At 61.7% G+C, this 21322-nt stretch carries 23 protein-coding genes; 13 read left to right on the top strand and 10 right to left on the bottom strand.

Going from position 1 to position 21322, the window contains the following annotated elements; genetic code table 11:
- Nucleotides 1-57 precede the first annotated feature (57 nt).
- The 6 genes from RSE12_05300 to RSE12_05275 all read left to right on the top strand — a co-directional run bounded on the left by RSE12_05300 (nucleotide 58) and on the right by RSE12_05275 (nucleotide 6038).
- The gene (locus tag RSE12_05300; GenBank protein WRH63757.1) at nucleotides 58-801 is read left to right on the top strand and encodes an ABC transporter ATP-binding protein; all 744 of its coding nucleotides are present in this window, start codon (nucleotides 58-60) and stop codon (nucleotides 799-801) included.
- Nucleotides 798-1523, top strand: a complete 726-nt coding sequence (locus RSE12_05295) for an ATP-binding cassette domain-containing protein (GenBank protein WRH63756.1) — start codon at nucleotides 798-800, stop codon at nucleotides 1521-1523. Before RSE12_05300 ends, RSE12_05295 begins: the two co-directional genes overlap by 4 nt.
- Complete coding sequence (locus RSE12_05290; GenBank protein ID WRH63755.1) at nucleotides 1516-2442, top strand: branched-chain amino acid ABC transporter permease; 927 nt, start codon at nucleotides 1516-1518, stop codon at nucleotides 2440-2442. Before RSE12_05295 ends, RSE12_05290 begins: the two co-directional genes overlap by 8 nt.
- Nucleotides 2439-3422 (top strand): branched-chain amino acid ABC transporter permease, encoded by a 984-nt coding sequence (locus RSE12_05285; GenBank protein ID WRH63754.1) that lies wholly within the window; start codon nucleotides 2439-2441, stop codon nucleotides 3420-3422. Before RSE12_05290 ends, RSE12_05285 begins: the two co-directional genes overlap by 4 nt.
- Nucleotides 3422-4255: an alpha/beta fold hydrolase gene (locus RSE12_05280; protein WRH63753.1), complete on the top strand. Its 834-nt coding sequence runs from the start codon at nucleotides 3422-3424 to the stop codon at nucleotides 4253-4255. The genes RSE12_05285 and RSE12_05280 overlap by 1 nt, the downstream gene beginning before the upstream one ends.
- Before the next feature lie 163 nt (nucleotides 4256-4418).
- On the top strand, nucleotides 4419-6038 hold the full coding sequence (locus tag RSE12_05275; GenBank protein WRH63752.1) for an FAD-binding oxidoreductase: 1620 nt from the start codon (nucleotides 4419-4421) through the stop codon (nucleotides 6036-6038).
- Between the two features lie 62 nt (nucleotides 6039-6100).
- On the opposite strand, the gene RSE12_05270 is transcribed toward RSE12_05275, so the two are convergent.
- Complete coding sequence (locus RSE12_05270; protein ID WRH63751.1) at nucleotides 6101-6484, bottom strand: helix-turn-helix domain-containing protein; 384 nt, start codon at nucleotides 6482-6484, stop codon at nucleotides 6101-6103.
- Nucleotides 6485-6609: 125 nt separating this feature from the next.
- Between RSE12_05270 and RSE12_05265 the strand changes: the two genes are divergently transcribed.
- The 4 genes from RSE12_05265 (at nucleotide 6610) to RSE12_05250 (ending at nucleotide 9596) form a co-directional block, all read left to right on the top strand.
- Nucleotides 6610-7494, top strand: coding sequence for an MBL fold metallo-hydrolase (locus tag RSE12_05265; GenBank protein WRH63750.1), 885 nt, complete (start codon nucleotides 6610-6612; stop codon nucleotides 7492-7494).
- A gap of 31 nt (nucleotides 7495-7525) precedes the next feature.
- Nucleotides 7526-7969 carry a nuclear transport factor 2 family protein gene (locus RSE12_05260; GenBank protein WRH63749.1) on the top strand — a complete coding sequence of 148 codons (444 nt, stop codon included), beginning with the start codon at nucleotides 7526-7528 and terminating at the stop codon, nucleotides 7967-7969.
- Nucleotides 7970-8028: 59 nt separating this feature from the next.
- Complete coding sequence (locus RSE12_05255; GenBank protein WRH63748.1) at nucleotides 8029-8628, top strand: hypothetical protein; 600 nt, start codon at nucleotides 8029-8031, stop codon at nucleotides 8626-8628.
- A 101-nt stretch (nucleotides 8629-8729) separates the two neighbouring features.
- A complete protein-coding gene (locus RSE12_05250) occupies nucleotides 8730-9596 on the top strand; it encodes a VOC family protein (GenBank protein WRH63747.1) in 867 nt (288 codons plus the stop codon).
- Nucleotides 9597-9611: 15 nt separating this feature from the next.
- Here RSE12_05250 and RSE12_05245 read toward each other — a convergent pair whose 3' ends face one another.
- The 7 genes from RSE12_05245 to RSE12_05215 all read right to left on the bottom strand — a co-directional run bounded on the left by RSE12_05245 (nucleotide 9612) and on the right by RSE12_05215 (nucleotide 15831).
- Nucleotides 9612-9935 carry a YciI family protein gene (locus tag RSE12_05245; protein WRH63746.1) on the bottom strand — a complete coding sequence of 108 codons (324 nt, stop codon included), beginning with the start codon at nucleotides 9933-9935 and terminating at the stop codon, nucleotides 9612-9614.
- The gene (locus RSE12_05240) at nucleotides 9935-10774 is read right to left on the bottom strand and encodes a class III extradiol dioxygenase family protein (GenBank protein WRH63745.1); all 840 of its coding nucleotides are present in this window, start codon (nucleotides 10772-10774) and stop codon (nucleotides 9935-9937) included. The genes RSE12_05245 and RSE12_05240 overlap by 1 nt, the downstream gene beginning before the upstream one ends.
- Nucleotides 10767-11804, bottom strand: coding sequence for an alpha/beta fold hydrolase (locus tag RSE12_05235; GenBank protein WRH63744.1), 1038 nt, complete (start codon nucleotides 11802-11804; stop codon nucleotides 10767-10769). The genes RSE12_05240 and RSE12_05235 overlap by 8 nt, the downstream gene beginning before the upstream one ends.
- A gap of 59 nt (nucleotides 11805-11863) precedes the next feature.
- On the bottom strand, nucleotides 11864-13267 hold the full coding sequence (locus RSE12_05230) for an aminomethyltransferase family protein (GenBank protein WRH63743.1): 1404 nt from the start codon (nucleotides 13265-13267) through the stop codon (nucleotides 11864-11866).
- A 102-nt stretch (nucleotides 13268-13369) separates the two neighbouring features.
- Nucleotides 13370-14101: a GntR family transcriptional regulator gene (locus RSE12_05225; GenBank protein ID WRH63742.1), complete on the bottom strand. Its 732-nt coding sequence runs from the start codon at nucleotides 14099-14101 to the stop codon at nucleotides 13370-13372.
- Nucleotides 14102-14161: 60 nt separating this feature from the next.
- The gene (locus RSE12_05220; protein WRH63741.1) at nucleotides 14162-15037 is read right to left on the bottom strand and encodes an amidohydrolase family protein; all 876 of its coding nucleotides are present in this window, start codon (nucleotides 15035-15037) and stop codon (nucleotides 14162-14164) included.
- Between the two features lie 5 nt (nucleotides 15038-15042).
- Nucleotides 15043-15831: a crotonase/enoyl-CoA hydratase family protein gene (locus RSE12_05215; GenBank protein ID WRH63740.1), complete on the bottom strand. Its 789-nt coding sequence runs from the start codon at nucleotides 15829-15831 to the stop codon at nucleotides 15043-15045.
- 167 nt (nucleotides 15832-15998) lie between these two features.
- On the opposite strand from RSE12_05215, the gene RSE12_05210 reads away from it, so the two are divergent.
- From RSE12_05210 to RSE12_05200, 3 genes are all read left to right on the top strand, one after another.
- Nucleotides 15999-17837, top strand: coding sequence for a feruloyl-CoA synthase (locus RSE12_05210; GenBank protein ID WRH63739.1), 1839 nt, complete (start codon nucleotides 15999-16001; stop codon nucleotides 17835-17837).
- Nucleotides 17837-18595 carry an SDR family NAD(P)-dependent oxidoreductase gene (locus RSE12_05205; protein ID WRH64742.1) on the top strand — a complete coding sequence of 253 codons (759 nt, stop codon included), beginning with the start codon at nucleotides 17837-17839 and terminating at the stop codon, nucleotides 18593-18595. The genes RSE12_05210 and RSE12_05205 overlap by 1 nt, the downstream gene beginning before the upstream one ends.
- A gap of 137 nt (nucleotides 18596-18732) precedes the next feature.
- Nucleotides 18733-19200 carry a MarR family transcriptional regulator gene (locus tag RSE12_05200; protein WRH63738.1) on the top strand — a complete coding sequence of 156 codons (468 nt, stop codon included), beginning with the start codon at nucleotides 18733-18735 and terminating at the stop codon, nucleotides 19198-19200.
- Here the strand turns inward: RSE12_05200 and RSE12_05195 are convergent.
- Together RSE12_05195 and RSE12_05190 are read right to left on the bottom strand one after the other, a co-directional pair.
- On the bottom strand, nucleotides 19197-20354 hold the full coding sequence (locus tag RSE12_05195; protein WRH63737.1) for a LysR family transcriptional regulator: 1158 nt from the start codon (nucleotides 20352-20354) through the stop codon (nucleotides 19197-19199). The genes RSE12_05200 and RSE12_05195 overlap by 4 nt on opposite strands.
- A complete protein-coding gene (locus tag RSE12_05190) occupies nucleotides 20351-21274 on the bottom strand; it encodes a DUF1932 domain-containing protein (GenBank protein WRH63736.1) in 924 nt (307 codons plus the stop codon). The genes RSE12_05195 and RSE12_05190 overlap by 4 nt, the downstream gene beginning before the upstream one ends.
- Nucleotides 21275-21322: the final 48 nt, after the last annotated feature.

Raw genomic sequence — 21322 nt, 5'->3', positions numbered from 1 at the left:
GGCGGGTGCCAAACCCGCCCCTCTTTCTCTGCCGGAAAAGAAGGAACGATGGGCGTGATGATGCCAGCCGTAACAGCGGAACCGATGCTGCGGGCCACGGGGGTGAACAAATCCTTCGGTGCGCTGAAAGTCCTGTTCGACGTGGATTTCCACGTCATGCCGGGCGAGGCGGTGGGTATAGTCGGGCCGAACGGTGCGGGTAAGACCACGCTTTTCGGCGCTCTTGCCGGGTCATTCCCGGTCAGCTCTGGGGCCATTCAGCTTGGCGGGCGCGATCTGTCAGGCACCTCTGCCGCCGAACGCTGCCGTCTGGGTCTGGCCCGCACGCATCAGGTGCCGCGCCCGTTTCTGGGGATGACGGTCTTTGAAAATGTCCATGTCGCCGCGCGCTCCGGGGCCGCGCTGGATGACAGGGCCGCCACGACAGAAGCCGCAGATATCCTGCGCCGGACGGGCCTGCTGCACGTGGCGAACCGGCCTGCGGCGGCGCTTGGCCTGCTTGACCGCAAGAGGCTCGAGGTGGCGCGCGCCCTGGCAACGCAGCCAACCGTTATCCTGCTCGATGAAATCGGCGGCGGATTGACCGAAGCGGAACTGGTGGCGCTGGTGGACCTGATCCGCAGCCTTCAGGCAGGCGGTCTGACGGTGGTCTGGATCGAACATATTCTGCATGCGCTGCTGCGCGTCGTCACCCGTCTGGTCTGCATGTCCGAAGGGCGGGTTCTGGCGCAGGGCGACCCGCGTGATGTGATGGCGCACCCCGAGGTGCAGCGCGCCTATTTGGGGAGCAGCCCGGAATGACCGCAGCCTTGACATTGACCGACCTTGTCGGTCGGCACGGCCAGTTGCAGGCCGTAAAGGGAATTTCCCTGACCATCGCCGAGAACGAAGTTCTGGCTGTGATCGGCGCAAATGGCGCGGGAAAAACCACGCTAATGCGGATGATCGCAGGCCTGCATCCTGTGGCAGAGGGCGGTATCCTTCTGCATGGCGCGCCTGTCACCACGATGCCCGCGCATGAGCGTGTGAAGGCCGGGATCGCGCTGTCGCCTGAGGGGCGGCGTTTGTTTGGGGACATGACGGTCGCCGAGAACCTGATGATCGCAGCCGAGAATGGCCGCAAGGGCGACTGGACGCTGGCCACGGTCTGCGATGCCTTTCCACAGTTGACCCCGCTGCTCGGGCGGTTTGCCGGCGGGCTTTCGGGCGGTCAACGACAGGCTGTTGCAATCGGCCGGGCACTGATCGCCAATCCGTCCGTCATCCTTCTGGACGAGGTGTCGCTGGGCCTGTCGCCCGCGGCGGTCGAAGGTCTTTATGACTCCCTGTCTGGATTGAAAGGTCAGGTGACCCTGATCGTCGTGGAACAGGACCTGACCCGCGCGATGGGTTTTGCCAGCCGCCTGATCTGTATAGCCGAAGGCGTTCTGGAACTGGATGGCACACCCGCAACGCTCACCCGTCAGCAGATTACGGATGCCTACTTCGGGATCCACAAGGCCGAGGAGCCAAGCCATGCTTGACAGTCTGATTCAGGGCATACTGCTTGGCGGCTACTATGCCGTTCTTGCGGCGGGCCTTTCGCTGATGTTCGGGGTGGTGCGGTTCATCAACCTTGCCCATGGCGATATGGCGGTTCTTGGCGCACTCGGTTCACTTTGGCTGGTGCAAAGCGCCGGAGTGACCGTGCCGCTTGCCATCGTCATCACGTTGCTTGGCATGGCGGCCCTTGGCTGGCTGATGCAGCGGTTCATCTTTGAACGGGCGTTGGCGGGCGGTTTCCTGATCCCGATCCTGACAACCATCGGTCTGGGGGCGGCGCTGCAAAACGGCATGTTCGCAGCCTTCGGGTCGGACACGAAATCGCTGGGCGCGCATATCGGAAACTTGTCCTGGGCTAGTTGGGAACTGCCCGGCGGCATCTTTGTCGGCCAGTTGCCCGCCTATATGTTTGCCACTGCCGTGCTGGTGCTTGGGGCACTGCATCTTTTGCTGACGCGCACCGCCTTTGGCCGCGCTGTCCGGGCAACCTCGACTGATGCCGAAGCAGCCAGCCTGTGCGGCGTAGATCCGCGCAAGGTGCACCGCTGGGCGGCTGCCATCGCTGTGGCGCTAGCTGGCTTGGCCGGGATCTTCTTGGCAATGCGCGCACAGGTCACGCCGTTTTCCGGGCCAATGATGCTGGTCTTTGCCTTCGAAGCAGTGGTGATCGGCGGAATCGGGTCGCTGCGCGGCACGCTGATCGGTGGCATCGTTCTTGGCGTGGTGCAGGCGCTGGGGGCGCTGATCTCACCGCAAATCTCGATCCTGGCCGGGCATCTGGTGTTTCTCGCCGTTCTGGGCTGGCGGCTGATGCGGGCGGCGGCGGCGGATCGGGGCGGCTGGCGTGCCGCGCTCTCGGCCATGTTCAACAAACCCGACCTGTCGCGGAGGCAAGCATGACACCCGCCCAAACCCTGCCGATGGCGGCCTCTAACCGCAGGCTGATCCTGCTGGCCTGCGTCGCCCTTCTGGCGCTTGCCACCCTTCCCTGGCTTGGTTCTGCGCTGATTGTCGACAAACTGATCTATCTGTTCATCCTCGTGATGTTTGCCGTGATGTGGAACCTCCTTGCAGGCTATGCAGGGCTGGTGTCGGTCGGCCAGCAGGCGTTCATCGGATTGGGGGGCTATGCCCTGATCCGGCTGGTCGAGGCGGGTCTGCCCCCCTTTCCGATGATCTTTGTTGCAGCTTTGCTGACCGGTGTGGTCGCCTGGGCCATGTCCTGGTTCGTGTTGCGGATGAAAGCGGGTGAGTTCGCCGTTGCCACTTGGGTGATTGCCGAAACCATCCGCTCCATCGTGATGTTCGATCCGATCGTGCAAGGCGAAACCGGCACCTCTTTGCTTGCACTGAACGCCTATGATCCCGATTTCCGCCGCACGGTGCTGTATCTGCTTTCGCTGGCCAGCATGGTCGTGATGGTCTGTGGTACATGGGTGCTGTTGCAGCGCCGGATCGGCGCGGAAAGCCAGGCGATCCGCGATGACGAAGATGCTGCCGCATCCGTCGGGATATCGACCTTTCAGGTCAAACAACGCATCTACATCATCGCCTCGGTTGGCTGCGCGCTGGCGGGTGCGCTCTGGCTGGCATCCGCCATCACGTTTCAACCGCGCACCTCGTTTGGGGTGCAATGGTCGGTCTTCATGCTGTTCATGGTGCTGGTCGGCGGCATCGGCACCTTCATCGGGCCGATCCTCGGCGCGCTTCTGTTCTTTGCGCTTCAGGAAATCTTTGGCGATTTTGGCGCATGGTATCTGGCGGGCATCGGTATCGTGGCGATCGTCTTTGCCCTGTACCTGCCGCGCGGCTTGGTGGGCCTGTGGCTGGACCGGGGCCGCGATGAACCCTTGTCGATGCGCAAAAGGCTTGGGCTGTGATGCAGGATCAATATGTTGACGTGAACGGCTGCAAGCTGCGTTACCGCGATACGGGCGGGCCCGGCGTTCCGATCCTGCTAACGCATGGGATCACAGGATCGTTGGAACTGTGGGATCACCAGTTGCAATCCCTCGGCACCGCACATCGCCTGATTGCCTGGGATGCCCCCAACCACGGCCTGTCTGACCTGACCGGAAGAACCGAGGATTTTGACAGCTACGCCGCTTGGGCCCTTCGGTTTGCAGATGCAATCGGCCTTCAGGCCTTCGTTGCAGGTGGCAATTCAATGGGCGCTGCGATGTCGCTGCGGCTGGCCGGACTGGCACCTGACCGCATCAAAGGGCTGATCCTCGCCAATGCGGCCACTCTGGGCCGCGAGGTGACGCCTGTCTTCAAGCTGTTCTCCCTGCCGGGTCTGGGTGAGGTCATGAACAAACCCAGCGAAAAGGTCGTGACCTTGCAGATTGGCGCGATTGTCAAGGATCCGGCCTGCGTGTCGCTTGAACTGCGCCAGGTGCTTTTGCGCAATGCCTTCAAGCCCGGCGCAACTGCGGCCTTTCTGGCAACGCTGCGCAGCACATTGGGCCTGCGGGGGCAGAAAGCCGCGGTCTGGGAAAAGTCAGCTCGCCTGCTCGATGCTGTGCGTTGCCCGACCCTGATCATCCACGGCCGCAAGGATGCTGTCATCCCGGCGAAACACAGCGAAGACGCGGCAAAGCGTGTGTCGCATGCACGGCTTCTGTTGCTGGATGACTGCGGCCACACGCCCCAGATCGAACAACCGGCAGTCTTCAACGCAGCACTGCATGAATTCCTAGCTCCGCTGACCTGATCGGTCGCGGACAAGGGGATGGTTACCAAATAGTGCCTTATTTGGGTGACTAACACTCTTTGATAGAGTTAGTCACTTTTTGCGCCCTTATAGAATCTCCTTAAAAACAGGGGGCGATAGGGGTCGGAAAGCTGCAGTTCAACTGTCCATGGGAGGAAGATGAATGAACAAGGTTTTCACAGAGCTACTGACAGAGCGCACGCTGCCACCGGATATGGATGCCGCCGTTTTCGAAAAAGCCCTCGCGCGTTTGGTCACGGCGCTGGGTTCCGCCAACGTCGTCTCGGATCTTGAAACACTGTCGGGCTATATCGACCTGTACCCCCTGGAACCCTCGCAGAACAACGCGCCAAGCGTTGTCCTCTACCCCGGCTCACCCGAAGATGTTCAGGCCATCGTTGCGATCGCCAATGAATTCGGCCTGCCCCTTTCGCCCATCTCGACCGGTCAGAACAACGGCTATGGCGGCAAGTCGCCCCGACTGAAAGGCGCGGCTGTGGTGGATATGGGCCGCCGGATGAACCGCATCCTCGAGGTGAACGAAAAGTTCGGCTACGCGCTGGTCGAACCCGGTGTAACCTATTTCGATCTGGCCAATCACCTGAAGGCCACCAATTCGATCCTGATGATCGACACGCCCGATCTGGGCTGGGGCTCCATCGTCGGCAACACGCTAGAGCGTGGCGTGGGCTATACGCCCTACGGCGACCATTTCATGTGGCAGACGGGCCTTGAGGTTGTACTGCCCACCGGCCGCATCATGCGCACCGGGATGGGGGCCGTGCCGGGGTCGAACACCTGGCAGTTGTTCCCCTATGGCTTTGGCCCCTACCCGGACGGGCTGTTCACCCAATCGAACCTTGGCATCGTGACCAAGATGGGCATCGGCCTGATGCAGCGCCCACCAGCCTCGATGACCTATCTGGTCACCTTCGACCGCGAGGAAGACCTTGGCGCGATCATGGACACGATGCTTCCCCTGCGCATCAACATGTTCCCGATCCAGAACGTGCCTGTGGTGCGCAACATCATCCTGGACGCAGGCGTCGTGTCCAAACGCACCGAATGGCAGGAAGATCCCGGCCCGTTGACGCCCGCTTCGATCGACAAGATGAAAGCCGCGCTGAATCTGGGTTACTGGAACTTCTACGGCACGCTCTACGGCCCGGAAGAGATGATCCAGATGGCCTGGGGCATCATCCAGCAGGCTTTCGGTCAAATTCCGGGGGCGAAGTTCTTTACCAACCGCGACCGGACCGAAGATAACGGCGACCGGGGAGCGCATGTGCTGCAAGACCGGCACAAGATCAACAACGGCATCCCGTCGCTGGACGAGATGAAGCTGATGGATTGGCTGCCCAACGGCGCGCATTGCGCCTTTTCGCCCATTTCGGCGGTGGACGGGGCAGATGCACTGCGCCAGTCGGCGATGGTCAAGGCCCGGTCGGATGAATTCAACAAGGATTACGCCGCGCAGTTCTGCATCGGCCTGCGCGAGATGCATCACATCTGCCTGTTCCTCTACGACAAATCCAAACCATCAGACCGCAAGGAATCTCTCGATCTGATGCGCTTGTTGATCAACGAGGCGGCGGCCGAAGGCTACGGCGAATACCGCACGCACAACGCGCTGATGGATGACGTGATGGCCACCTTCAACTGGGGCGACGGGGCGCTCTTGAACTTCCACGAAGCAATCAAGGATGCGCTGGACCCGAACTCGATCATGGCGCCGGGCAAATCGGGCATCTGGGGCAAAAAATACCGGGGGCGTGGTCTGTGACCGATTGGCAGGTGCAGCAGACTTTGCCGCACCTGCCAATCGCGGCTGGCTTTTACGTCCGATCAGACCCGCGCATCAAAAGACGACCGGGCCGCATCAATCTCGGCCCGGTTTTCAATAACCCAACCTGCAAGGCTCGACAGTCGCACGAACAGGCTTTGCCCCAAAGGGTGCAGCCGATAATCCACGCGCGGCGGGGCGGTCGGGGTGACGATCCGTTCAACCAAACCATCACGCTCCAGCTTGCGCAGGGTATGGGTCAGCATCTTTTGCGACACATCCGGAATATCGCGGCGCAGCTCGGAAAAGCGTCGCTGCGAATTGGACAGCGCCGCCAACACAAGGATCGACCATTTGTCACTGACCCCATCCAGCACTTGCCGCACCGGGCAAGTGGCCAGGTCCAACGAAATCCTGTGCAGTTCGCGCGGCACATCGAGTGTCATGTCTGGTTCGCCTTTAACGGATCCGGGTTTCTTGGAGGTTACCAAATAGTGCCTCCTTTTCTCACTCTAGCAAATCAACTATGTGGTTGGTACCTAAATTATACCAGGTACACAAAGGAAACCAAATGGAACTTTTGAACCGCAGAACACTTCTGAAAACCGCGGCCGCAAGCGGCGCTGCTGCCGCCCTGCTGCCGGGTCTGGCACATGCTGCCGCATCGGGAACCGAACTTTTCACCTCGGATGAGGCGGGCCTTCTGGTCGACAGCACGGTGATCCTGGGTGAAAAATCCGCCGTCCTGATCGACGCCCAGTTCACCACGGGGAATGCGGGCCTTTTGGCAGACATGATTTCCGCCACCGGACGGACACTGGAAAGCATCCTTATCACGCATATTCACCCTGACCATATTCTCGGCCTGCCGATCCTTATGGACCGCTTCCCCGGCGCAAAGGCCTATGCGCAGACTGACATCCAGGGGATCCTGTCCCAGATGCTGGCCCCGATGCACGCACAGATCGCCGGCGGCGCCCCGGCAGGTGTCTTTCCTGACCGTTTCGTCCTGCCCGAGGCGCTCAGCGCCGATCACCTGATGCTGGAAGGCGAGCGGATCGAGATTCTGCCCCCAATGGCGGGCGACACCGCGCTCATCACGCCGGTACATATTCCCAGCCTCAACACGCTGATTGCGACAGATATCGCCTATATCGACACGCATCTGTGGATGGAAGAAGTGGCCACCACCGACGGAATCGCCCCTTGGCGTGCCAGCGTCGAGGCGTTGCGCGCGATTGGTGCGGCAACGGTCATTCCGGGCCATCGCAAATCCGGCAGCGCCAATGATGCCAGCGTCTTCGACGCGACGATTGCCTATCTGGACCATTGGGAAAAAGCGCGCGCCGAGTCGGCCAATGCCGAAGAGTTCCGCGCCAAACTGTTGGTCGGGACCGAAGATCTGGGCTTTGCCTTTGCCATCGACCGTGGCGTGGCGGCGGCTTTCCCGGGCTGACATCTGTAACTGTGCAAACTGGAGGCGACGAATGATCTCACTGAAAACCTGTGCATTGGCGCTGGGGCTGGCCGGGGCTGCAATTGCCAGCCCCGCGCTGGCGGAATCCTCGAACAAGGATTTCGTCGTCAATGCGGTGACAGAGCTGTTCATCAACCGCGATGTCACAGCGGTGGATCGCTATTGGGCGGAAGACTACCAGCAGCGCAACCCGCTGTTTCCCTCCGGCAGCGCCGTGATCCGTGAGGCCTTTGCCAACCTGCCCCCCGGTTTCAAATATGAAATCGGGATGGTGATCGCAGAGGATGATATGGTCGCCATCCACGGCCGCTACACTGGCATCGCGCCCACCCCTTTAATCGTGGTCGACATTTTCCGCGTCGAGGATGGCAAGATCGCGGAACATTGGGACGTCTTGCAGGCCGAGGTGCTTGAAACAGCGTCAGGTCTGCCAATGTTTGAACCCATGGAATGACAAAGCAACCTTCGGGGCCTGATTGCAGGCCCCGAACCCTTCATAAGGCGAAACAGCGCGTGACCGAGACCAACAGACAACCCGCCCGCCGCCGTTTCCTGCAATTCGCCGCGATGGTTCCGGCCAGCCTCGGCCTGACCGTCGGGCGGGCGGCAGCAGAACAAGCGATGATCCCCACCGCCAGCGATATGGAGGGTCCGTTCTACATTTCGAACATGCCCGTCGTTTCCAATCTGAACCGCTTTGGCAAATCAGGCGAGACGATGCGGATCGTCGGCAGGGTGTTGAACGCCGCCGCGCCGGAAACACCGGTTCCCGGCGCGATACTGGAACTTTGGCAGACAGATGGCTCTGGCCGCTACTACCCAGAACAGAACGGCGATTACAGCGACTTTCAGGACGACGCGCTTGATCTGCGCGGCACCCTGATTACTGAAGCTGATGGCCGGTTCGAAGTGCTGTCGCTGTTCCCAAAGGAATACTGGCCCCGCCCGCCCCATATCCACTATCGCATCAGCGCCGAGGGCTTTCGCACCCTGATTACCCAGCACTATCTGGACACGCGACCGCGGGACAGGCCGCACCGCACGGCTAATGTGATCCGCGATCAAAGCCCGGCCTTGTTCCCGGCCCCATCCTTTTTCATCGAGCCACAATGACAGCGGAGCCTGAAATGCAAAATCTTACCAGACGTCGTTTGCTTGAAGGGGGCATGAATGCGACGGTGGTGGTAGGTGCTGCTCCCATACTTGGTACCGTCATGACCCCCAACCCTGCCTTTGCCGACACGGCCGATGCCCCGCTGCGGCCCGGTGCCCCCCTGCTCTTGGTGCGCGATCTTGAGACTGTCGCGCGCTACTATGAGCAGGTCATCGGTCTGCACCTGCTCCATCAGGACCGTGATGAGGCGCATCTTGGCGCGGGCAGCCGCACGCTTCTGACCCTGCGACGGCGCGCGAACATCGACCTTGAACCGCAAGGCTTTGCCGGCCTGTTTCACACAGCCTTTCTTATGCCCGATCGAGCGACACTTGGCCAATGGCTGCTGCGCGCCATCGAGGACCGAACCGAATTTGTCGGTGCAGCCGACCATCTGGTCAGCGAGGCTTTCTATCTGCAAGACCCCGAAGGCAACGGCATCGAGGTCTATGCCGACCGTCCCCGAGACGCGTGGACCTGGCAGGGTGACAAGATCGAGATGGCCAGCCTTGAGGCTGACATACAGGCCATCGTCATGTCGGGTGGCGGTGTCGCTTCACCCACGTCGCGGGTGCCAGATACGATGACCGTGGGCCATGTCCATCTGCGTGTCGGTGGTATCCCTGAAGCCGAGGCCTTCTACAACGGCATCCTGAATCTGGATGTGACCGCCCGCCTGCCAGGCGCCACCTTCTATTCAACAGGACAATATCACCACCACATTGCCACCAACACCTGGCAGAGCGAGGGGGCACCGAAACGCTCGGGCACGATCACCGGCCTTGCAGCCTTTGATCTGATCGCAGCCGACCTCGCTGTTTTTGATACCGTTGCCGAAGCGATGCTGGCCAAAGGCGGCAAGCTGGATGGAGCAATGGTCACTTTGGCCGATCCATGGGGCAATCTGGTGCAGGTGCGACAGGCATGACCTTTGCCGCTTTTGTTAGGCCGACGTTGTCAGCGGCTGAATGCGTCCTGCTTGAAACGTATCGGCCATGCGCGTCAGTTCCACGCGCTTGACCACGCCACCTTTGGCAAAGGGGTCGCCCATGGCAAAGGCCCGGGCGGCGGTCTCATCGGCAGCCTCGATGATCCCAAAGTTCCCAATCCCTTCGCCGGACCCGTTCCAAAGCGCAGACCCTGTCAACACCCGGGCCAATCCATTGCCGCCCGAGGCCACCCATTCGCGGTGCTGCGGGCGCAACTGATCGCGCAGGGCGGCGATATCGGCGCCCGGATGATGCGGGCAGACCATCAGAAAATACATCAGGCGTTCTCCAGCAACACCATGCCCGCGCCGGTCATCGAGGCGGGGGCAAAGTAGTGGCGGTGCAAGGTGTTCACCGTCTCATCCATGCAGCCGCGCATCACCAACCACATGATCAACTCCGCCCCTTCTGACCCGAACACTTCGACATAATCCTCGCGTGTCATGTCGCGATAGCGCTGCGGGTTCGGGCCGATCTCGGCGATCCATTTGCGATCCTCAGCCGGGTTGATATAGCCCGCCCGCGCACCCTGCAATTGATGCGACAATCCGCCGGTGCCCAGCACAATCACCTTCTCATCCGTTGGCCAGCTTTCGATGGCAGCGCGCAGCGTGCGTCCCAGATCCCACATGCGTTGCGGCGTGGGAATCGGATACTGGATGGTGTTCACCAGGATCGGCACCACCTTTACTGGCCAGGCCTCTGGCCTGCCAAAGACCAGTTCCATCGGCACCTGCATGCCATGGTCCACATCAAGCTCGCGGCAGATCATCGGGTCGAAATGGCGCGACACCATCTGATCGGCCAGATGCCAGGCAAAGTCGGCAGCACCCTCAAAGGATGGCACCGGACGCGGACCCCAACCCTCATCGATCGGGGCATAGCTGTCGGCTACACCAAGGGCCAGCGTCGGCACTCGGTCCAGGAAAAAGGCATTGCCATGATCGTTGAAAATCACCACCGCGATGTCGGGCTTTTGCGCCGCCACCCAATCCTGCGCCGGGGTATAACCGTCAAAGAACGGCTTCCACTCGTCCGAATGCCGCAGACCTTTATCGAGTGCCGCAGCAATAGAGGGCACATGGCTCGTGCCGATCCCGCCAATCAATCTAGCCATTTGTCACCTTCCCCAGCCGGGTATCCAGAAACGCATCAAGGCTCATCCCCGCCTGGGCTGCACCGATCGCGCGGATAGGCGTCGGGTCAACAGCCGAAATCTTCAGGATATAGAACAGGTTGCCACCAAGTCGGACCATCGCTTCCCAATCCCGCGCCAGCACGGCACTGCGTTGTTCGGGCGTCAGGGCAAAGCGGTCCAGATAGGCCGTTTCATCCGCCAGAAATGCTGCGCGGCCTTCGGGCGTGGACAGACCCATCGCCATCTTGTTCAACGCATAGCCGGTATTGGACCGGGGCCGGTCAAACAGGGGCGTATCCGGAATACGGTCAAGCCCGGCATCTGCTGCGGCCACACCGCGCGCCCAGTCCGCCACAACCGCTGCAACCACCGCCGGCTGTTCGACAGGCGCGAAATGACCCGCATCTTCAATGATCTCCAGCCGGGCCTGCGGGCACAGGCGGGCAATGTCTTCATGCTGGGCAATCGGGCTCCAGACGTCCTGCCGTCCCACCACCAGCAGCATGGGCCCCTTGAAGATAAGGCTTGCCCCCGCATCAGGCCGGTCCAGCAACGCGCGCAACTGGCGTTCGTGAATGGCCTGCGTCATGCGCAGGCACATCGCTGTCAGGTCTGCCATCAGTCCAGGGTCGGCTTCGGCCCCCGCGCGCAACATGCCCGGCAGCCATGCCGCCGCCAGCGCCGCCATGCCTTGACCATTCGCCAGATCGATCATCGCCTGACGCTTGGCCTCTTCCCCCTCGCGCCGTGGGTGGATACCGGTATTCAGCAGGGCCATCCCGGCAATACGCCCCGGTGCCATTCGGGCCATCTCCATGGCTACGCGCCCGCCCATCGAATGGCCTGCCAGGATCAGACGCCCTGAATGCCGGGCCAAAAGATCGCGCGCCATATCGGGGATACTTGCTTGGGTCGTGACATCAGCCACAACGCTTTGCAGAGCGGCGGTCACAGAGGTCCAGACAAATCCGTCGGACACGAGGCCCGGGATCAGCAGCAGCGTCGCCATGGGGAAACCTTCCAGAAAAAGGGGCTGCCCCTGAAGGGACAGCCCGAGGCTTCAGGGAGTTAGCGTTTGGTCCGCCAGCTATCGGCATAGTTGGTGCGCGCCTCGGCGGCATAGGGCGTGGCCGCCACGCGCACGCGGATTTCCGTCTGGCGATGCGGCTCGGTCGAGGTTTTGCCAGTCGTTTCCGGCTCGCCCCATTTCAGGGTCAGGATGTCATTCTCCTGCACATCCTGCGACACGACCCCCAGCGAAAGCATGCAGCGTTCGTTGTAGGAATAGCCGTTGAACATGCTCATCCCGACCATCTTGTCGCCCTGCATCACCATATCAGCACTGGAAGACGCATAGTTCGGCTGCGGGAAATCGATCCACTTGAACGGCACGCCCGGTTCGAAATTCGACGCGATGACCTTCAGCACATCGTCGCGGTTCCATTCGAAGGTGACCTTCTTGCGGTTCTTGGACGAACCCTTCATCGCCTGCAGCGCGGCCTTGCCGATGAAATCGTCCTTCTTCCAACCGATATAGAAATCGTAACCCAGCTCGAACGGGTTGACGTAATAATCCTCGATGTTGTCAGACACGAAGCTGCCACCGATGGCGCCTGCGGCCTCATAGCTGTCGGCACCCAGCCAGTCACGATAGTCCTTCAACATGCCGTCACCGGTATAGATCCCGGGCAGGGGCGAAGGGATCCACCCAGATTCCAGCGTGTTGGTCGAATAGGCACGGCTGCCGCACTGCACCAGATTCACACCCGCATCGCGCGCAGCCTGCAGGATGGTCGAGTGGATGTAATCCTTGTCCTTGTAAGGCCCCCAGATCTCCAAACCGGGCGCGCCCGACATGCCATGGCGCAGAGCCTGCACCTTTTTCGATCCGATATTGATCCAGTCGACGTGGAAGAACTTGATGTCCGGCACCGGACCACCGTTCATTTTCTCAAAGATCCTCGGCGCATCGGGGCCTTGAATCTGAAAACGGTAATGCTCACGCAGCACGCGCTCACCTTCGGGGCGCGACGGGCTGCGCGGGTCATAGCGCAGACGCACGTTCCACTTGCCATAAGCCGCGCAGAACATCAGCCAGTTCGACGTCGGCGCGCGGCCAACAAGGATGTACTTGTCCTCACGCTCGCGAAAGATGATGTGGTCGCCGATGACATGGCCGTTGGGCGTGACCGGAACAAAGTGCTTGGCGCGGTTCAGGTCGAAATTCGAGAATGAGTTGATGCCGTGATGCGACAGGAATTCGGTCGCCTGCGGGCCTTCGACGATCACTTCGTCCATGTGGTGGCTCTGATCGAACAGCACGGCAGTCTGACGCCAGGCCACCTGTTCGTTGCGCCAGTTCTGGAATTCCGGCGCCACGACCGGATAGACATACATACCGGCCTTGGAATTGCGCAGCATGGTAACAGGATTGCCGGCCGCGGCCATCGCGGTTGAAAGGCTTTGCGCCATCGATTTCTCCTCCCTCAGAGATATGTATACATAGTGCGAGGGATTTCGGATCATATCAAGCGAAACTCGCCCAATTTCACCCCATTATGTATACAAATCCCTTCAGTTGGCCAGAATTGCCAGACTGGGCACACCTTCCCGCAGCGCCGCTTCATGTGTCAGTAGAAACTCGACATTCCGCCGCGCCGCGCGGGCGTGTTCGCGGGCCAGCGATTCGGCCCGAAACCCCTCGCGATTGCGTATGGCCTCGATGATGGCACGGTGCTGATCCTGGGCGGCGGCAAGGGTCTTGACCAGCTCCGCCTGCCGCGACTGGTCATCCAAAAAGGCCGAGGGCGAGGCAAAGGGCAAAGCCGTAATCCGTTCAATCTCGCGGATCAGAACCTCACTTTGCGACAGACGGGCAAGAAGGTGATGAAATCCGGCATTGAAGCGCGAATATGCCTCCATATCAAAGACATCAGCCCGAAACAGCGCATCGATCCCGCGCAGGATACCACCCGCTTCCGCCAGCAATGCCTCGGGTGCGCCCCGCTCTGCCGCAAGCCGCGCGGCAGTGCCTTCCAGCACACCGCGCAGTTCGATCGTATCCACCACATCGGCCACCGCAAAGCTGCGCACCACAAAGCCGCCCCCAGCCGTGCGGTCCAGCAATGCCTCTTCGGCAAGCCGCGACAGGGCCGCACGGACGGGCGTGCGCGAAATGCCAAGCTCCTCCGCCAGGGCCACCTCATAAAGCCGGGTACCCCCCGGCAGATCGCCGCCCAGGATGCGCTGACGAAGCGTGATCAACGCCCGTTGTGCGTGCGTGGAACTGCGTTCTTCCGATGCCATAGCCACCCTCCATGTATACACAACCAGCATAGCAGCGCTGATTGCCATGTATACATCGGGTTACATCTTCAGAATGCGCCGCGCGTTTTCCTTCAGGATCAGGGGCCGCACTTCATCGCGGATCGGCAGATCGGCAAAATCCTTCAACCACCGGTCTGGGGTGATCGCAGGCCAGTCCGATCCGAACAGCATCTTATGCTTCAGAATGGTGTTGGCATAATGCACGAAGATCTGCGGGAAATACTTCGGCGACCAGCCAGACATGTCGATATAGACGTTCGGCTTGTGCTGGGCCACGGCCAGCCCCTGCTCGGTCCACGGGAAGGACGGATGCGCCAGCACGATCGTCATGTCGGGAAAGTCCACCGCCACATCGTCGATGTGAATCGGGTCGGAATACTTCAGCCGCATTCCCATGCCGCCATGCATCCCCGACCCCACGCCGGTCTGCCCGGTATGGAACAACGCGATGGCGCCTTCCTCTTGAATGGCCTCATAAAGCGGATAGGCCATCCGGTCGTTTGGAAAGAAACCTTGCATGGTCGGGTGAAACTTGAACCCCTTGACCCCAAACTCGCGCACCAGACGCCGCGCTTCACGCGCGCCAAGCTTGCCCTTAGCGGGGTCGATGCTTGCAAAGGGGATCAGAACGTCGCCGTTTTCGGCGGCCAACTGGGCGATTTCCTCGTTGTTGTGCCGATAGAAACCCGTGTTACGCTCTGCATCCACGCCAAAGATCACCGCGGCAATCTTGCGCTCACGGTAATAAGCGGCGGTTTGCGGCACGGTTGGCAACATGCCGTCAACGCCCGCGGGATTGCGGAAATAGGCCGCCATCCCCGCCTGAAACTCGTTGTAACCATCATCACGGTGGCAGTTGCATGGCTCTTCGGCATGCGTGTGAAAGTCGATGGCGATGATGTCGTCCAGGTTCATGGCTATCAGTCCTTCGGCGCTTCAAGCTTGGCCGTGCGCTTTTCCAGAAAGGCGCGCAGGCGTTCGGTTGCCTCGGGCGTCACGCTGGTCAAGGACGACATCAGGCTTTCCACGAACAACCCATCTTCGGATGACATGTCACGAATGCGCGGCAGGGCGTTGATGATGGCATAGTTTGACATCGGCGCGTTCTGCGCGGCGACCTTGGCCAACTCAATGGCCTTTTCCAGTGCGCGGCCTTCGGGCACCACATAGCTCACGCCGCCCCACTGCTCCATCTGCACCGGCGATACAGTGCGGCCGGTCAGCATCATGTCACCCATGCGCTGCGATCCGATCAGCCGCGCAATCCGCACTGCCCCGCCACCACCAACGAAAATGCCGCGCGTGCCTTCGGGCAGCCCGAAGAAGGCGCTCTCTTCGGCCACACGCACATGGGCCGCTGCGGCGAGTTCGAACCCACCACCCACAACGGCCCCCTTCAGCGCGACAACAAAGGGAATGACGCCCCGTTCGATCCCGTCAAAAATCTTGTGCCAGCGGCGCGATCCCTGCACTGCGGCGATCAACGGCTTTTCTGCATGTTCGGCCAGATCAAGCCCGGCGCAGAAATGCTTGCCCTCCCCAAAGATCACGGCGGCCTTGGCCTCGTGCTGGGCCGCCTCCACCGCCAGATGCAGCGCCTCGACCACCCGGTCACTGATGGCATTCCGTTTGGCCGGACGGTTCAGCCCGATCAGGGCGATGCCATCGCGCAGCTCATAGGTCACCAACTGCTCAATGCTACCGTCCATGTCCTGCTCCTTCGCGGCTTTGTGCCCGCACAGGGCCCCAGAGATAGTTATATCGAATAAACATTATGGTGTAAACATCTCTTGCGCAAATCTGCCATCTCGCCTACTGTTATATTCAATAACTATCGGCCGTCATCTTCTGGTATCCGGCTGCATTCGGGGGGAACATGCCAGGCGACACTTTTCAATCCGTTGGCAACGGCGCGGTGCCGCTGCTTCGGGAAACCCGGCCTGATGGCACGGTCCTGATCCGGCAAACGGCAGAACTGCCCGCGTGGCCGCGCTGCATGACCGCACGCTTCATGCACTGGGCCAACGTGGCGCCTGACCGGTTATGGATGGCCGAACGCGGTGCCGACGGCACATGGGTGCGCATGACCTATGGGCAGGGCGCGCAGGCGATCCGCGCCATCGGGTCTGCCTTGCTGCAACAGGGCCTTTCGGTGGATCGCCCCTTGCTGATTCTGTCCGGCAACAGCCTGTCGCATGCGCTGATGGCTCTGGGCGCGCAGCATGTCGGCATCCCTTCTGCCGCGCTGTCACCTGCCTATGCCCTGTCGGGCGAGGATCGGGGAAAGCTGTCGCAGGTTGTGGCGCAATTGACGCCGGGAATGGTCTTTGCCGATCATGCCGCAAGGTTCCTGCCTGCCATAGAGGCTGTTCTGTCGCCCGATGTCGCGCTCGTCAGCCAGACCGGACGCAGCGATACCCGCACCTCATTGTCGTATGACAGCCTGCTCGCCACCACACCAACCCCCGAGGCAGATGCCGCCCATGCGTCTGTCGGGCCTGAAACGGTGGCAAAATTCCTGTTCACATCTGGCACCACAGGCAGCCCCAAGGCGGTGATCCAGACCCAGGCCATGCTGTGCTCCAATCAGGTGATGATCGCAGACGCCTATGCCTTTCTGTCGCAAGAGCCGCCGGTTCTGGTGGACTGGGCGCCGTGGAACCACACCGCCAGCGGCAACAAGGTGTTCAACATGGCCATCTTCCATGGTGGCACCTATTACATCGACGATGGCCGCCCCACACCAAACGACATCGGCCGCACGATCCGCACCCTGCGCGAAATTGCCCCGACATGGTACTTCAACGTGCCCGTGGGCTATCAATTCCTTCTCGACGCAATGGAAACGGATGAGGCGCTGGCCGATACCTTCTTCTCGCGCCTCCGGATGCTGATGTATGCTGGCGCGGGCATGAGCCAGCCGGTCTGGGATCGTCTTGCCGCCGTGGCCGCCCGCAAGGTGGTGGGCGGCGTGCCGATCGTGTCGGGTCTTGGCGCCACGGAAACCGGGCCCTTCGCGCTGTACTACAGCGACAAAAAGGATCGCCCCGGCAATATCGGCGTGCCTGCCCTTGGCGTTACGCTGAAGCTGGTCCCGCAAGAGGGCAAGCTTGAGGCGCGGCTGAAAAGCCCATCGATCACGCCGGGCTACTGGCGCAATCCGGCGCTGACGGCAGCGGCTTTCGATGAAGAAGGCTATTACAAACTGGGCGATGCGCTGCGCTATGCCGTACCGGATGAACCCGCCGCAGGCTTCATCTTTGATGGCCGACTGGCCGAGAACTTCAAACTGGCCACGGGCACATGGGTCGCCGTAGGCGCTCTGCGGGCGGCACTGGTCAATGCGATGGGCGGCCTCATTTCGGACGCGGTGATCGCTGGCGAAGAGAAAGACGATCTTCGCGCCCTTCTGGTTCCGAACTGGATCGCCCTGCGCGAGCTTGCGGGCGGTGCAGACGATGTATTGGCCCATCCGGCCGTGCAGGCCACCCTTGCGGAACGGCTTTCGGCCCATGCCCGCGCGGCCACGGGCAGCGCGACCCGCGTGGTCGCCGCTCTCATCCTTAAAGAACCGCTCAGCTTTGACCGGGGTGAGGTGACAGACAAAGGGTCCGTCAATCAGCGCGCCGTCCTGCGCGAACGGGCCGATCTTGCAGCCTCGCTCTGGACAGGCGGGCCCCACGTCATTCTGGCCGACTGGAAGGGAAAGAAATGATGGAGATCGCAGGCGCACATATCGCGGTCACCGGGGGCGGGTCGGGTCTGGGTGAGGCTGTGGCGCAGGCGCTTGCCAAGCGCGGCGCAAAGGTCACGGTGATTGATCGCAACGCCGAAGGCGCGGCGCGGGTGGGTGCCGCCATCGGGGGCCATGCGCTGGCGCTTGATGTGACGGACGAAGCCGCAGGTGCTGCGCTGGACAACGCGATTGCCGCGATGGGTCCCCTCCGTGGGCTGGTGAACTGTGCCGGAATCGGCGGGGCTGCCCGGATTGTCGGCCGCGAAGGGCCGATGGCACTCGACGCGTTCGAACGCACCATTCGCGTCAACCTGATCGGAACTTTCAACATGCTGCGCCTTGCCGCAGCACGGATGCAAGGGAACGATCCCGATGCCGACGGCGGGCGCGGCGCCATTGTGAACACAGCCTCGGTCGCCGCCTTTGACGGGCAGGTCGGTCAGGCCGCCTATGCGGCCTCAAAGGGCGGAATCGTGGCGCTTGCCCTTCCGGCTGCGCGTGAACTTGCGCGTTTCGGCATCCGGGTGAACACGGTCGCCCCTGGCATCTTCTTGACACCGCTTCTGGCAGAACTGCCGCCCGAGGTGCAGCAGGGCATCGCCGCCCAGGTCGCCTTTCCAAACCGTCTTGGCGATCCGGCGGAATTTGCGGACGTGGTCCTGATGTGCCTGACCAACAGCTATCTGAACGCCGAAGTGATCCGTCTGGATGGCGGCGTGCGCTTGCCGCCAAAATAACGCACCGCGGCGGAACGCCGTCCATTCGCGGCCAGATAATGGTATTGACGAATATTGATATGGAATCTCTTTCTCAGAGAGGTATGCTGCCGACATACGCGCCGCGTTGAACTCCCCATTCGGGAAAGGGCCAAAAGATGGAAGTTATCGCTCAGGCACCCGAGCAAGCGGCCGAGACGGATCGCCATCTGTCCACTTTCATCGGCTACGCCATGAAACGCGCCCTGTCGATTGTTCAGGCCGATTTTGCCAAAACGCTGGCCGAATACGACTTGCGCGCGGTGTCCTTCTCGGCGCTGTCGATCATCGTGGGCGAGCCGGGCCTAACACAAACGCAGCTTGCCGACGCCCTACAGATCGAGCGGTCGAACCTCGTCACCATCATCGATGAACTGGCAGGCCGCAATCTGATCATTCGCGCACCAGTGGCGCAGGATCGCAGGCGTCATGCGCTCATGCCCACCACGGCAGGCAAGCAGTTGGCTGCTGCGGCACAGGCCAGCGCTGCCGACCATGAACGCCGTTTGTTTGGCTGCCTGACAGAAGCCGAACGCACCGAGCTGCAGCGCATCCTGCGGAAGTTCCGCAAAGGAGCTTTGGCCTAAACAGCGGCCGCGCGCAGCGCCGCCAGCATGTCGTCCTGCGCCCTTGTGGGTTGCCAACCGGCGCGCATGGCAAGGCCAATCGGGCGCAATGTCCCATCGGGCTGAAACGGCAGTTGGACCAGCGCGCCCCGTGCGACCTCGCGCCCAACCTGCCGGGCCGAGATAAAGCCAAGGTGGTCTGACGTGCCAACCAGATCGCTCAAAAGCCCCATAGACCCGGTTTCAACAAGGCTGCCCGGAACCGGCAATCCCACCCCCCGGAACATCGCCGTGAAATGGTCGCGCGCCGGGGTACCCTCAGCGGCTACAACCCAGGGAAAGCCAACCATTTCAACGGGACCCACCGGACCTTGGGTCAAGGGATGGCCGGGCCGGGCGACGATGGCCAGCGCATCCTGAAACAGCACTTCCTGGGTCAGATCTGAAACAGCGGGGCGCAACGCCCCCACCAGAACATCCACCTCTCCCCGCCGCAGGGCCAGAACCAAGTCCGCATAAGGCCCATCGATCACGCGAACCGGAAGCGTCTTCCAACGCCTGCGGAACAACGAAATCGCCGAACCCAGCAGCGCCGACCGTGCCAAGGGCATGGCCCCAATGACAACCCGCCCAACCTCACGCCCCGCCAAGGCTCCAACATCCGCCTCGGCCTGCTCCATCTCGGCAAAGGCCAGACGGGCGGCGATTGCCAGATGCCGCACCGCACGGATCGGGATCACGCCATGCGATGTGCGGTCAAACAAGGGCTGGCCAACCTCTCCCTCAAGCTGGCTGATTGCCCGGTGCACCGTAGGCTGAGCGACGTTCAGACGGCGTGCGGCTGCGGAAAAGCTTTCGCATTCGGTCACAGCGATCAGCGCGTTCAACTGGGCAACCGTTGCCGTTCGGGTCAGGCGCGGTGCAAGCGCGGTCAGCACCGGATCCAGCAACGCCAGCGCCCGGCGAAGGCGCAGGACCACAGCCTCGCCCGCCGGGGTCAGGATCAATCCACCGCGCCCCCGGTCAAAGATCGGCGTCCCAAGCAGCGTCTCAAACTGCGCCAAGGCGGCCGAAACGGCGGGCTGCGACACATGGCAAAGCGCCGCACCTTGGGTGACGGACCGCGTCTCCTGCACCGCCAGCACGATCCGCAAATGGCGCAGGCTCACCTTCATCGCAGGGCCTGCAAGACCACGTCTGCCCTTGCTGCAAGATCCTCCGGCCCCGGGTCCACTGACAGTGCGGCAAGGTCTGTCTGCCATTGAACTGTCGCCTCGGTCATCCGGCCCGGCAGGCCAAGCTGTCGCAAAGTGACCGCCACCTCAGTCATCTCAGCCGCCCGCCGCGCGCCATGCACCAGCATCCGTTCCAGATTATATGCCCCACGCCGCGCCCAGTCGAACCCCGGATCTGATGCCTGCAGGGATGCGATCACGGCCTCTTCCACCCCCGCCGCGCGGGCGGCGAGGAAGGACTCCGCCGTCAATGCCTCCAGCCCCTTGATGATGACCGAACGCAGCATCTTGATGGATGACGCCTGCCCCACCCGGTCGCCCACAACCGTGGCCGCCATCCCAAGCGCCTCGAGCGTCGCCGCGCCAGCAATGGCATCCGGCCCCGAGGCCAGCATCGGCGTGCGATGCAAAAGCGGATGAACCGGTGCCATCAACGCCAGATCAACATAGCGCCCGCCTGCCGCACCAATCACCGCCGCCGCCTGCTGCTTGGTGCCGGGCGCGCAGGAGTTGCCGTCAAACCAGAACGCCCCCTGCGCCAAATGCGGGGCCGCGGCACGCGCCGCGACCAACGCCTGATCGGCCGTGACAAGGCAGATCACAACCTGCGCCTTTCCCACGTCCCCAAGCCCGCAAGGCAGAACGTCCAGCTGCGCCAGCGCCTGCCGGCAAAGATCAGCTTGTGCAATGGCATCTAGCTTCAGATCATATCCCGCAATGCGCAGGGATGCGGGACGCAAACCCTTGGCAAAGGCCTGCCCTGCCTCGCCAAACCCTACGAAAACGATGTCCTGCATCCGGAAAACCCCTGTCGCGCCGATCTGGAAAGCCTGCGGGAACAGCGCCATCCGGACAAGCATCTGTAGCTAAAATTTATGCCCCTTGCCAGTCTTCCGAATTGGAATGGC

The organism is Fuscovulum sp. (genome assembly GCA_035192965.1).
Lineage (GTDB): Bacteria > Pseudomonadota > Alphaproteobacteria > Rhodobacterales > Rhodobacteraceae > Paragemmobacter.
The sequence above is the reverse complement of the archived record's forward strand: the minus strand, read 5'-3'. Positions and strand labels throughout refer to the sequence as shown.

Excerpts from the sequence above, each read along its gene's own strand:
- RSE12_05250 (WRH63747.1), top strand. The coding sequence starts at position 8,730 with ATGACCCCCAACCCTGCCTTTGCCGACACGGCCGATGCCCCGCTGCGG.
- RSE12_05300 (WRH63757.1), top strand. The coding sequence starts at position 58 with ATGATGCCAGCCGTAACAGCGGAACCGATGCTGCGGGCCACGGGGGTG.
- RSE12_05290 (WRH63755.1), top strand. The coding sequence starts at position 1,516 with ATGCTTGACAGTCTGATTCAGGGCATACTGCTTGGCGGCTACTATGCC.
- RSE12_05220 (WRH63741.1), bottom strand. The coding sequence starts at position 15,037 with ATGAACCTGGACGACATCATCGCCATCGACTTTCACACGCATGCCGAA.
- RSE12_05270 (WRH63751.1), bottom strand. The coding sequence starts at position 6,484 with ATGACACTCGATGTGCCGCGCGAACTGCACAGGATTTCGTTGGACCTG.
- RSE12_05195 (WRH63737.1), bottom strand. The coding sequence starts at position 20,354 with ATGAAGGTGAGCCTGCGCCATTTGCGGATCGTGCTGGCGGTGCAGGAG.
- RSE12_05280 (WRH63753.1), top strand. The coding sequence starts at position 3,422 with ATGCAGGATCAATATGTTGACGTGAACGGCTGCAAGCTGCGTTACCGC.
- RSE12_05260 (WRH63749.1), top strand. The coding sequence starts at position 7,526 with ATGATCTCACTGAAAACCTGTGCATTGGCGCTGGGGCTGGCCGGGGCT.
- RSE12_05200 (WRH63738.1), top strand. The coding sequence starts at position 18,733 with ATGGAAGTTATCGCTCAGGCACCCGAGCAAGCGGCCGAGACGGATCGC.
- RSE12_05285 (WRH63754.1), top strand. The coding sequence starts at position 2,439 with ATGACACCCGCCCAAACCCTGCCGATGGCGGCCTCTAACCGCAGGCTG.
- RSE12_05235 (WRH63744.1), bottom strand. The coding sequence starts at position 11,804 with ATGGCGACGCTGCTGCTGATCCCGGGCCTCGTGTCCGACGGATTTGTC.
- RSE12_05190 (WRH63736.1), bottom strand. The coding sequence starts at position 21,274 with ATGCTTGTCCGGATGGCGCTGTTCCCGCAGGCTTTCCAGATCGGCGCG.
- RSE12_05245 (WRH63746.1), bottom strand. The coding sequence starts at position 9,935 with ATGTATTTTCTGATGGTCTGCCCGCATCATCCGGGCGCCGATATCGCC.
- RSE12_05275 (WRH63752.1), top strand. The coding sequence starts at position 4,419 with ATGAACAAGGTTTTCACAGAGCTACTGACAGAGCGCACGCTGCCACCG.
- RSE12_05205 (WRH64742.1), top strand. The coding sequence starts at position 17,837 with ATGGAGATCGCAGGCGCACATATCGCGGTCACCGGGGGCGGGTCGGGT.
- RSE12_05210 (WRH63739.1), top strand. The coding sequence starts at position 15,999 with ATGCCAGGCGACACTTTTCAATCCGTTGGCAACGGCGCGGTGCCGCTG.
- RSE12_05215 (WRH63740.1), bottom strand. The coding sequence starts at position 15,831 with ATGGACGGTAGCATTGAGCAGTTGGTGACCTATGAGCTGCGCGATGGC.
- RSE12_05225 (WRH63742.1), bottom strand. The coding sequence starts at position 14,101 with ATGGCATCGGAAGAACGCAGTTCCACGCACGCACAACGGGCGTTGATC.
- RSE12_05240 (WRH63745.1), bottom strand. The coding sequence starts at position 10,774 with ATGGCTAGATTGATTGGCGGGATCGGCACGAGCCATGTGCCCTCTATT.
- RSE12_05230 (WRH63743.1), bottom strand. The coding sequence starts at position 13,267 with ATGGCGCAAAGCCTTTCAACCGCGATGGCCGCGGCCGGCAATCCTGTT.
- RSE12_05265 (WRH63750.1), top strand. The coding sequence starts at position 6,610 with ATGGAACTTTTGAACCGCAGAACACTTCTGAAAACCGCGGCCGCAAGC.
- RSE12_05295 (WRH63756.1), top strand. The coding sequence starts at position 798 with ATGACCGCAGCCTTGACATTGACCGACCTTGTCGGTCGGCACGGCCAG.